General features: G+C 68.9%; 10 protein-coding genes. 9 read left to right on the forward strand and 1 reads right to left on the reverse strand.

The genetic code is table 11. The features are described 5' to 3' along the window. Positions 1–54: 54 nt before the first annotated feature. From DN771_RS20960 to DN771_RS20990, 7 genes are all read left to right on the forward strand, one after another. The gene (locus DN771_RS20960) at positions 55–1062 is read left to right on the forward strand and encodes an ABC transporter permease (RefSeq protein WP_205528690.1); all 1008 of its coding nucleotides are present in this window, start codon (positions 55–57) and stop codon (positions 1060–1062) included. After that, complete coding sequence (gene nikC, locus DN771_RS20965) at positions 1059–1949, forward strand: nickel transporter permease (protein ID WP_205528691.1); 891 nt, start codon at positions 1059–1061, stop codon at positions 1947–1949. The genes DN771_RS20960 and nikC overlap by 4 nt, the downstream gene beginning before the upstream one ends. Continuing rightward, entirely contained in the window at positions 1946–2929 is a 984-nt protein-coding gene (locus DN771_RS20970; protein ID WP_116999528.1) for an ABC transporter ATP-binding protein, read from the forward strand. The genes nikC and DN771_RS20970 overlap by 4 nt, the downstream gene beginning before the upstream one ends. Then, positions 2926–3876 (forward strand): oligopeptide/dipeptide ABC transporter ATP-binding protein, encoded by a 951-nt coding sequence (locus tag DN771_RS20975; protein ID WP_116999510.1) that lies wholly within the window; start codon positions 2926–2928, stop codon positions 3874–3876. The genes DN771_RS20970 and DN771_RS20975 overlap by 4 nt, the downstream gene beginning before the upstream one ends. After that, positions 3873–5585 carry a DUF885 domain-containing protein gene (locus DN771_RS20980; RefSeq protein WP_162942212.1) on the forward strand — a complete coding sequence of 571 codons (1713 nt, stop codon included), beginning with the start codon at positions 3873–3875 and terminating at the stop codon, positions 5583–5585. Before DN771_RS20975 ends, DN771_RS20980 begins: the two co-directional genes overlap by 4 nt. A 218-nt stretch (positions 5586–5803) precedes the next feature. Further along, positions 5804–6424 carry a LysE family translocator gene (locus DN771_RS20985; RefSeq protein ID WP_116999512.1) on the forward strand — a complete coding sequence of 207 codons (621 nt, stop codon included), beginning with the start codon at positions 5804–5806 and terminating at the stop codon, positions 6422–6424. A gap of 207 nt (positions 6425–6631) precedes the next feature. Beyond that, complete coding sequence (locus DN771_RS20990) at positions 6632–7138, forward strand: P-loop nucleotide/nucleoside kinase family protein (RefSeq protein WP_162942213.1); 507 nt, start codon at positions 6632–6634, stop codon at positions 7136–7138. A gap of 253 nt (positions 7139–7391) precedes the next feature. Here DN771_RS20990 and DN771_RS20995 read toward each other — a convergent pair whose 3' ends face one another. Then, on the reverse strand, positions 7392–8138 hold the full coding sequence (locus tag DN771_RS20995) for a DUF899 domain-containing protein (protein WP_116999514.1): 747 nt from the start codon (positions 8136–8138) through the stop codon (positions 7392–7394). 341 nt (positions 8139–8479) lie between these two features. Here DN771_RS20995 and istA point away from each other — a divergent pair, with 341 nt between their 5' ends. Together istA and DN771_RS21005 are read left to right on the forward strand one after the other, a co-directional pair. Continuing rightward, positions 8480–10024, forward strand: a complete 1545-nt coding sequence (gene istA / locus DN771_RS21000; RefSeq protein ID WP_205528692.1) for an IS21 family transposase — start codon at positions 8480–8482, stop codon at positions 10022–10024. Continuing rightward, positions 10021–10815: an ATP-binding protein gene (locus DN771_RS21005; protein WP_116999516.1), complete on the forward strand. Its 795-nt coding sequence runs from the start codon at positions 10021–10023 to the stop codon at positions 10813–10815. Before istA ends, DN771_RS21005 begins: the two co-directional genes overlap by 4 nt. Positions 10816–10880 lie beyond the last annotated feature (65 nt).

Raw genomic sequence — 10880 nt, forward strand, 5'->3', positions numbered from 1 at the left:
GCGCTGATCGCGCCGGAGGCGCCGGAACCGCGGACCCCGTGGTTCCGGCGCCCGTTGGCCCGCTTCACGTTCTCCCGGCTCGTCGGCGCCCTGCTCGTCCTCGCCGGCATCACCGTCATCTCGTTCCTCCTCACCCAGTCGGTGCCGGGCGACCCGGCGCTGGCCAACCTCGGCCGCAACGCCACCCAGGAGCAGATCGACACGTTCCATCGTGTCCACGGGCTCGACCAGCCGATCTGGGTGCAGTACTGGCGCTACCTGTCCAACCTGCTCCGCGGCGATCTCGGCGTGTCGCAGCAGACCGACAACCCGGTCATGACCGATCTCGGCTCGTTCGTGCCGGCCACCGCCGAGTTGGCGTTGCTGGCGATCGTCATCGCCGGGGTCCTCGGCATCGGCTTCGGTGTGCTCGCCGCCGTGTACCGCGACCGCTGGCCCGACCTCGTGCTGCGGATCGTGTCGCTGTCGGGCATCTCGGTGCCGGTGTTCTGGCTCGCCCTCATCGCGCTGTACCTGTTCTTCTTCAAGTGGGGGATCCTCCCCGGCGGCAACCGTCTCGACTCGGTGTTGGTGCCCCCGGAGAAGATCACCGGGATGTACACGGTGGACGCCTTGCTGCGCGGCCAGTGGGATGTGTTCCGCAACGCCCTCAGCCACGTCATCCTCCCGGCTTCTGTGCTCGCCGCGTCGAGCATCGGCCTGCTCACCCGCTACACCCGCTCGGCCGTGCTCGACGTGATCGACCAGGACTACGTCAGGGCGGCACGAGCCCACGGCCTGACGTCGCGCCGGGTGATGTTCGGCTACGTCCTGCGCGCCGCGATGCCGGCGGTGATCACCGTCATCGGCCTGCTGTTCGCCAACATCCTCACCGGCGCCGTGCTGGTGGAGAACATCTTCGCCTGGCCTGGCATCGGCCGCTACGGCTACCGCTCGGCGACCACGCTCGACCTGCCGGCGATCATGGGCGTGAGCATGTTCGTCGCCCTCGTCTACCTCGTGATCAACTTCGTCGTCGACCTGCTCTACGGCGTGCTCGACCCGAGGATCCGCGTCACGTGACCGCGGCGACCACCACGACGACTCGCATCCCGCTGCGGCTGCGGCGCAACTACAGCATCCCGGCGTCGATGCGCCGACCGCTCGCCGTGACCGGCGCGCTGATCGTGCTGGCGTGGGCCGTCATCATCGTGTTCGCGCCGTTGCTCACCAGCCACGACCCGAACGTGCCGAGCATGGCGCCGCTGATGTCGCCGTCGGCCGACCACTGGTTCGGCACCGACGAGCTCGGCCGCGACCTGTTCACGCGTGTCATATACGGCGGCAGGGTGTCGCTGCCGCTCGCCTTCCTCCTCGTCGTCATCGCCGTGGTCGTCGGCGCGGTGATCGGGGCGATCTCGGGGTTCTTCGGCGGGCGCGTCGACGCCGTGCTGATGCGCATCGTCGACATGGTCTTCGCCTTCCCGGCGATCATCCTGGCGATGGTCGTCACCGCCGTGCTCGGCCCCGGCCTGCAGAACGCCGTGCTCGCCCTGGCCCTCGTCACCTGGCCCACGTACGCCCGCGTTGTGCGCGGCCTCGTGCTGTCGGCCGGACGCTCCGACTACGTCCAGTCGGCCCGCCTCCTCGGCGCCTCGACGCGGCGCACGCTGACGCGCGAGATCACGCCCAACGTGATCGGGCCCGTGCTCGTGCTCGCCACCTTGGACATCGGCAACGCCGTCCTGCTGCTCGCCGGCCTGTCGTTCCTCGGCCTCGGCGCCCAGCCGCCCGACCCCGAGTGGGGGTCGATGGTGTCGATCGGCACCACCTACTTCCAGCAGTGGTGGCTCGGCGTGTTCCCCGGCCTGGCGATCTTCTCGCTCGTGCTCGCCTTCAACTTCCTCGGCGACAGCCTCCGCGACGCCATCGACCCCCGCACCACGTGGGGCAGCGGGGAGCGGGCGTGACGGCACTGCTCGAGGTCGAGGGCCTGACGATCCGGCTGCCCGGCCCGCAGGGTCCGGTGACGATCGTCGAGGACGTCGACTTCGCCGTGCAGGAAGGCCAGGTGTTCGGCATCGCCGGCGAGAGCGGCAGCGGCAAGACGATGACGGCGCTGGCCCTGCTGCGGCTGCTCCCGCCGCGTGCCCAGCTGACGGGCCGGATCGTGTTCAAGGGTCGCGACCTCGTGCCGCTCGGCAGCGGCGCGCTGCGCGAGGTCCGGGGACAGCAGATCTCGATGGTCTTCCAAGACCCGATGACGTCGCTGCATCCCATGCTGTCGATCGGGCGGATCCTCACCGACGTGTATCGCACGCATTCCGGCGCCGGCAAGCGTGACGCCCGCCAGCGCGCCGTCGAGATGCTCGAGGCCGTGCGGATCCCCGACCCGCAGAGCGCGCTCGACAGCTTCCCGCATCAGTTCTCCGGCGGCATGCGCCAGCGCATCGCCATCGCCGCCGCGCTGATCTGCGGCCCCGAGCTCCTGATCGCCGACGAGCCGACCACGGCGCTCGACGTGACGGTGCAGGCCGGGGTGATCGCTCTGCTCGACCAGCTGCGCGAGGACACCGGGATGTCGGTCATCCTCATCACCCACGACCTCGGCGTGATGTCGTCGACCGCCGACGAGCTGACCGTGATGTACGCCGGCCGGATCGTCGAGTCGGGCACGACGCGGCGCGTCCTGCAGGAGCCCCGCCACCCGTACACGAGCGGCCTCCTCGGCGCCCTGCCCCATCCCGAGCGCACCGACCAGCCGCTCGTGCCGATCCCGGGCAGCCCTCCGGCGGCACACGAGCTGCCGTCGGGCTGCGCGTTCAATCCCCGGTGCGGTCTGGCCGTCGACTCGTGCCGCGTCGAGCGTCCGGCGCTCGTCACCCTCTCCGACGGCCGCGCCGCCTGCCCGGTCGCCGTCGCCCCGGCTGCCGTGAAGGCGGGGCAATGACCGCGGCCCTGGAGTTGGTCGACGTCGAGGTCGCCTACGAGCGCCGTCACCAGTCGCCGGTGCGGGCCGTCGTCGGCGCCAGCATTTCCGTCGAGCGCGGGCGCATCGTTGGTCTCGTGGGTGAGAGCGGCTGCGGCAAGTCCACCCTCGCCCGTGCGGCCGTCGGGCTGGTGCGGACCACCGGCGGCTCGGTGACGTTCGACGGCTCGCCGGTGACGCCCCTCGATCGGCGGGCTCGCAGCCGCCCGCTCGCCCGGCTGCAGATGGTGTTCCAGGATCCGCAGTCGTCGCTCAATCCTCGCCGCAAGGTCGGCGCCCAGATCGCCGACGCCCTCAGTGACCTCGAGCTGGTGTCGAAGCGGGACCAGCAAGCCCGCGTCGAGGAGTTGCTCCGCCAGGTCGGCCTGCCTGCCAGCACGGCCGGGCGGCACCCTCACCAGCTGAGCGGCGGGCAGCGCCAGCGCATCGCCATCGCCCGGGCGCTGGCCGCCGAGCCGTCGGTGATCGTGCTCGACGAACCGCTGTCGGCGCTAGACGCGTCGGCGCAGGCGCAGGTGGCCAACCTCCTCGTCACGTTGTGCCGCACGCTCGACATCGGGATGCTGCTCATCTCCCACGACCTCGCCCTCGTCAACCAGATCGCCGACGAGGTGGCGGTGATGTACCTCGGGCTCGTCGTCGAGCAGGCGCCGACCCGCGAGCTGTGGTCGTCACCGCGCCATCCCTACACCGAGGCGTTGATCGGGTCGATCCCCCGCGCCGACGGCAACAAGTCGACGCCCGTCGTCCTCGCCGGCGAGGTGCCCAATCCCGCTGCTCCCCCGCCGGGATGCCGGTTCCACACGCGCTGCCCCCACGCCTTCGAACGCTGCCTGGTGGAGGCACCGCCGCTCGTGAGCATCGAACCCGGTCGCACGCAGGCGTGCTGGCTGCAGCGCGTCGGATGACGTCTGCCGACGGCGCCGCCCTCGATCGCGACCTCGCTCTCGACTCGCGAATGGTCGACGCGTACCTCGCTCGACGGCCGTTCCAGGCCGGCCAGCTCGGCATCGCCGCCCGCGCTCCGATGCCACCGATCACCGGCGAGCAGCGCAGCAGCCTTGCCGACGAGTTCAAGGCGATCCGGTCGACTGCCGCGTCCGACTCACATGACGACTGGCTGACGGCGGCGCTCATCGAAGAGATCGCCGACTACGAGATCGACTCACTGCAGGCGGGCTGGCCCGAGTTCACGGTGTCGCCCCTCCCCGAGGCCGGCATCGCCTCGGCAATCCTCACGTTCCTCCCGTATGCCGGCGTCGCGTCGGCCGATGACCGAGCCCGCTACGTCGAAGCGTGCGCCGCCGCGGCGGCCGCGCTCGACGCCTCGTCCGACGAACTGCGGAAGGGTCGGGCCGCCGGCCGCCTGCCGGTACGCCGCCTGGTCGAACGATCGATCGCCCAGATCGACGCCTACCTCGCCACACCCATCGCCGACGACCGCTTCGTCGCCACGTTTGCGGACGTCGACGACATCGTGCGCGAGCGACTGCGTCCCGCCCTCGCCCGGTACCGGGACGATCTGGTCGAGGTCGTCCATGCGACGGCTCGTCCCGACGAACGCCCCGGGCTCGCCCACCTGCCCGGCGGCGACGAGATCTACCCGGCCGCCGTGCGCGGCTACACGACACTCCCGCTGACGCCGGCCGAGTGCGCCGACACCGGCCTGGCCGAGGTCGAGCGTCTGCGCGCCGAGGTCGATACGATCGGCCAGCGCCTCGGCGTGAGCGGCGGCTTCGACGCCGTCCGCTCGTGGATGCTGAACGATCCTGCGCTGCGGTTCACCAACGCCGACGAGATCCTCAGCAATGCGTCGGAGGCGATGCAGCGGGCGATTGCGGTCGTGCCGGAGTGGATCACCGACCTGCCCGCGGCGACCTGCGAAGTGCTGCCGATGGACCCCGTCGAGTCGCGCCACGGCGTGCTCGGCCACTACGAGACGGCACCGCTCGACCGCCACCGGCCGGCGCGATACTGGGTCAACGTCCACGACCCGACGAGCAGGCTGCGCTACGAGGCCGAGGCGCTGGCGTTCCACGAGTCGGTCCCGGGCCACCACATCGAGATCGCCACCAGCCAGGAGCGCCCGTCGCCGAGCAGCTTCCGCCAGATCGCCGAGATCCTCCCCTACACCGAGGGCTGGGCGCTCTACTGCGAGGTGCTCGCCGACGAGCTCGGCCTGTACTCCGACGACATCGCCCGTCTCGGCATGCTGTCGTTCGGCCTCTGGCGCGCCTGCCGACTTGTCGTCGACACCGGTCTGCACGCCGAGGGATGGTCTCGCGATCGGGCGGTCTCCTACCTCCGCGACAACACGATGCTCACGGCCGCCAACATCGACAACGAAGTCGACCGCTACATCGCCCACCCTGGCTCGGCGCTCGGCTACCTCACCGGTCGACTCGCCATCGAACGCCTCAAGGCCACCCGAGTCAGCGACTTCTCGAGCCGCCCGCAGCAGCGCGTCTTCCATACGTCCCTGCTCGCCAACGGACCCCTCACCCTCCGCCTTCTCGGCCGAGCGATGGATGACCCGCCCGAGATCCGCCGACGCCGAGCGGTCAGCGTCAAGAGGAAATCGGAGGCCATGCCGCCCGCCGAGGAACCAGGCACCTGACGAGTGTGTCCCGACGAGTCTGGTGGTGGTCGGATGCCAGATCGGTACCTCCGTATCCGCAGTGGGGCCTGCTGCTGCACGCACCGAGGCGAACCCACCCGCACGTCGCCGTGCCGACCGGGGTTCGCCGGAGGTTCGACGCGCCGCTCCGGAGGGGCATTCGGCGCTACCCATCGCGCCGATAGATTCGTGGCACTGGACGACGCGAGGAGGCGAACTTGAACTTCTGGGGCTTCTTCGTGCTGACGCTCGTGTTGGTCTGGATTCCGGGTCCGGCAGTGACACTTGTGATGAAACGCTCGCTCGTCAGCGGACGCGCTGAGGCGACGAAGACGGCGCTTGGGGTGCTCGTGGCCGACTGCTTCTGGGCGCTGGCATCGATCCTGGGACTCACGGCAATCGTCGTCGCGTCACAACCAGTGTTCCAAGCGATTCGTTTGGTCGGCGCGGCATACCTGTGCTGGCTGGGTCTGACGCTCCTGCGACGTGGCCGCAAGATCGCGGGAGCGATGGACGCTCCAGAGGCACGACGGCGGCTGCGCCTCGGGGCGTTTTCCGAAGGCGCGCTGTGTGATCTCTCCAATCCGAAGACGTTGCTCGTGTTCACGAGCGTCATCCCACAGTTCCTGCCGAGCGACGGGGGAAGCCCCATGCAAGCAGCTCTACTCGGCGCCACCTTCGCCATCATCGGCTTCATGACGCTCATGGTGTACGGCTTCGTGTTCAGCAGCATTGGACTGGCAGGGCTGCGAAGCCGGCTCGGCGATGCCTTGCTCCGTCTGTCCGGAGCGTTTCTCATGGTCTTCGGCGTCCGCTTGGCGACCGAACCAAGCCACTGACTGCGGCATCTCGCCGCCGATCGACCCGAGCAGAAGTGCCGATCTGCACCCAGCCTCCACCGTCGTTGCGACTGCCCACGTGTGCAGTGCGGCCGCGCGAGCGGATGCGGCGGCAACCTGCGGACGCAGGTTGCGGCGATTCGGCGTTGTTCTCGGACGTCCGGCGACGGGTTGCGTCGTAGGGTCCAATGGGCCAGCGTGTTCGGGGTGTTGATCGTCATGAGCGGGTTGCCAGGAACGGGCAAGAGCGCGATCGCCGATGAGCTGGGTCGGCGGCGCACCTGGCCCGTGCTGTCGGTCGACCCAGTTGAGGCCGCGATCTGGCGTTGTGGAATCACCGCGTCGTTCGAGACCGGCGTTGCCGCGTACGAGGTCGCGGCGACGCTCGCGGAGCATCAGCTCCGGATCGGTTTGTCGGTGATCGCCGATGCAGTGAACGCCCTCGAGGTAGCCCGCGACATGTGGCGGCGGGTGTGCGAGCGTACGGATGCGGCGATGCGGGTCATCGAGGTCGTTTGCAGCGACGTCGACGAGCACCGGCGACGACTCGAGGGTCGGATCCGCGGCATCGATGGATTCCCAGAACCGACCTGGGGCCAAGTGAGTGCGCGTCGTGAGGAGTGGCAGCCTTGGACGGTCGACCACCTGACGCTCGACAGCATTGACCCGCTCGACCGCAACGTGGAGCGAGCACTGAGGTACCTGGTGCCGTAGTCCGATCGCTGGGCGCTCAGCGACGCCGGCGGCGAGTGGAGAACCCGCAGGAGCACCAGCGGGACGTTTCGAGCTGCCACAGCCCGGCGATCTCGGACGCGCCGGTGCGGAAGATTCGACCGTGCTGTTCGGACGGTGCCGAACCACAGGTGCGGTGCGGTTGCCGGGGTGTTGCCGTCGCGAGACGACGCTGTGGCGACGTCTCGTTGCGCTGTGGGTTCGTTGAAGGGATCTCGATTGCTCGTGCGAAGCGTCAGGAGGCGAAGTCGGGCTGGTTGCCCCGAGCGTTAATGCTGCGGCCGGCGGGCTGCTCCCAGTCCTCTTGGCGTCCCAGCGCGGTGAGGTCGAGGAAGTAGTACGAGCCACCAGTGCTCTCCAGCCCGCGGGCGTACACCGAGTAGGTGCGGAACACGGTGCCGTCGACTTGGAGGAAGCAGGTGCGGCCCGGCATGTCGTAGGGCTGCTCAGCCGTCTTCATGCTCTCGTGACCCATGGCGGCGTACTCGTCGAGCGTGCGGTAGTTGTACTCGTCGTAGCCTCGCGACGCGTCGATGGTGGCGCCGAAGTCGTAGCTGAAGTCGCCGTCGTTGGTGGAGTACCACGGGATCGTCCAACCCTTCTTGGCCTTCCATCGATCGAGCTTGGCCAAGGGCGCCCGGGACACGAGGGCGTAGGTGGTGTCGCGGATGTTGAGATGCTCGATGAAGCCCGGCGACAACTCGTCGGTGCCGGCGCTACAACTGGGGCAGCCGTCCTCCCAGTCTGGGTGGAACATGAAGTGGTACACGATCAACTGCGGGCGACCCTCGAACAGGTCGAGCAGCGACCTCGTGCCGTCCGGGCCCTCGAAACCGTAGGGCTTCGTCACCTCGACCATCGGCAGCTCACGACGTTCGGTGTTGAGTCGGTCACGTTGCCGAGTGAACTCCTTCTCCTTGTCGAGTAGCTCACGCCTGGCCACCGTCCACTCCTCCGTCGAGACGATCTTCGGCAGACTCATCAGTACCTCCTTGTTGTCCGGGGCCGATACCCCTCCATCTCATTCAGACTCCTCGGCACACGTCGACTCATCGGCCGCTCGTGCAGGCACATCGGCGCGCCAGCGGCCGACCAGATCACTGCGACGGGAGCCAGCGTTGGAGACGCTGCACGGGACGTTGTTCTGTCGCCCGCCAGTGGCATGGGACCACTTGATGCGAGTTCCGCCAGTGTGATGGGACCACCTATCCGCCAGTGATGGGACCACCTGGGGGGTCCGTCAGTTCGGTGCTGTCTGCGGGTGATCATCGCCGCTTCCTGTTGGCAGTCCGAGAGGCGGCGATGGCGTTCCGGGAGGTTCCGATGTTCGAGGTTCGAGAAGTGCTGCGGCTGTGGCTGGGAGGTGAGGCGCTGCGGGCGGTGGCCCGGCTGAGCCGGGTCGACCGCAAGACGGTGCGTCGCTACGTCGATGCTGCGATCGCTGCTGGTGTCATGGTCGATGGCGGCGTCGGTCAGCTCACTGATGAGGTGTTGGGCGAGGTGGTCGAGATCGTTCGCCCGCACCGGACCGACGGCCATCACGGTGAGGCGTGGATGATGCTGGCCGCCCGCCGGGAGCAGATCGCCAAGTGGGTCAAGGCCGATGTGCCGGGGGTGAAGGTCTGCGAGTTGCTCGCTCGGGACGGGGTGATCGTGCCGGAGCGCACGGTGCAGCGGTTCGTCGCGACCGAGTTCGGTCCCCGCCGGGGGCAGGGCTCGACGGTGCGAGTCGCTGATGGCGAACCAGGCCAGGAGTTGCAGGTTGACTTCGCCCGCCTCGGCCTGGTCCACGACTCGGAGTCCGGTCGCCGGCGGGTGTGTCACGCGTTGATCTTCACGGCGGTGGTGTCGCGGCACATGTTCGTGTGGTTGTCGTTCACGCAGACCACTGACGCGGTGATCGCCGGGTGCGAGGCGGCGTGGCGGTTCTTCGGCGGCGTGTTCAAGGTCCTGATCCCGGACAACTTGACGCCGGTCGTCACGAAGGCCGACGGGTTGGAGCCGAGGTTCAACGAGGCGTTCGTCGAGTACGCCCAGGCACGTGGGTTCGTCATCGACCCGGCCCGCGTGCGAACCCCGACGGACAAGCCACGCGTGGAGCGGATGGTGCAGTTCGTGCGGTCGTCGTTCTGGGCTGGTGAGACGTTCATCGACCTCACCGACGCCCAGACGAAGGTGGAGGCGTGGTGCGCCGGCCGGGCCGGGATGCGAGTGCATGGCACGACGCAGTGCCGCCCGGTCGAGCACTTCCGGACGCTCGAGCTGTCGGTGTTGTTGCCAGCGCCGACGGACGTCTATGACGTGCCTGTCTATGCGGCGTGTCGGGTGCATCGGGATCATCACATCGAGATCGCCAAGGCGCTCTACTCGGTGCCGGGGAACCTGCTCGGCGCCCGTGTGCAGGTCCGCGCCGACCGCAAGCTGGTGCGGATCACGCATCGCGGCCAGTTGATCAAGGTCCACCCCCGCCAACAGCCAGGGCATCGCTCGACCGACCCGGCGGACTTGCCCGCGGAGCGGACCACGTACGCGTTGCGTGACATCGCCCACCTCCAACGTCTCGCCGCCAGCCACGGCGAAGCGATCGGCGAGTACGCGGCGGCGGTGCTCGACACGCCGTTGCCGTGGACCAAGATGCGCCAGGTCTACGCCCTGTTGGGGCTCGTCAAGAAGTGGGGACCCGACAAGGTCAACACCGCCTGCCAACGGGCCCTCGAAGCCGAAGCCGTCAGCGTGGCGTTGATCGGCCGGATGCTCGACCGAGCCACCGAAGCCGACCAACCCGACCCACCAGCGCCGCCGCCGACAACGGCCCGGTTCGCCCGCGACCCCGCCGAGTTCACGACCAAGAACCGCAGGTCGGCATGAGCCCGCAGTTGACCGTCACCGCGGAGCTGAAGGCGTTGCTGCGGCGGGTCAAGCTCGGCCGTTGTCTCGACACGCTCCCCGAGCGGCTGACGCTCGCCCAGCAGCAGCAACTCACCCATCACGAGTTCCTCGAGCTGCTGCTGGCCGACGAGGTCACCCGCCGCGACATCCAATCCGCGCAGCTGCGCGCCAAGACGGCAGGCCTCGACGCGTCGATGACGTTGGACCGTTGGGACGACACCGCCAAGGTCACCTACGACCGAGCCGTGTGGAACGAGTTGTGCTCGCTGCGGTTCGTCGACGCAGCCAACGACGCCGTCATCTTGGGCCCCGTCGGCGTCGGCAAGACGTTCCTCGCCACCGCCCTCGGGCACATCGCCGTCCGCCGCGGGCGCAGCGTCCACTTCGAACGCGCCGACACCCTCCTGAAGCGCCTGAAGGCCAGCCGGCTCGACAACAGCCACGACACTGAGGTCCGCCGACTGCTCCGCGTCGACCTGTTGATCATCGACGACTTCGCCCTGCGGGCAATGGACACCATCGACACCGCCGAGGTCTACGAACTCGTCGTCGAACGCCACCGGCGGGCATCGACGATCCTCACCTCGAACCGGGACCCCGGCGAGATGCTCGCCCAGATGGCCGACCCACTCCTCGCCCAATCAGCCATCGACCGGCTCCACTCCAACGCCCACGAACTCGTCATCGACGGCGAGTCCTACCGACGCCGCCAACGCCCCGGCATTGACCCAGACCCCGCCGGCGACGCATCATCCTCACGCCGAGCCTGACAACCCCCGACCCGGTCCCATCACACTGGCGCAAGGGTGGTCCCATCCCGCTGGCGGGCGACAGT

This window comes from Desertimonas flava (assembly GCF_003426815.1).
Taxonomy (GTDB): Bacteria; Actinomycetota; Acidimicrobiia; order Acidimicrobiales; family Ilumatobacteraceae; genus Desertimonas; species Desertimonas flava.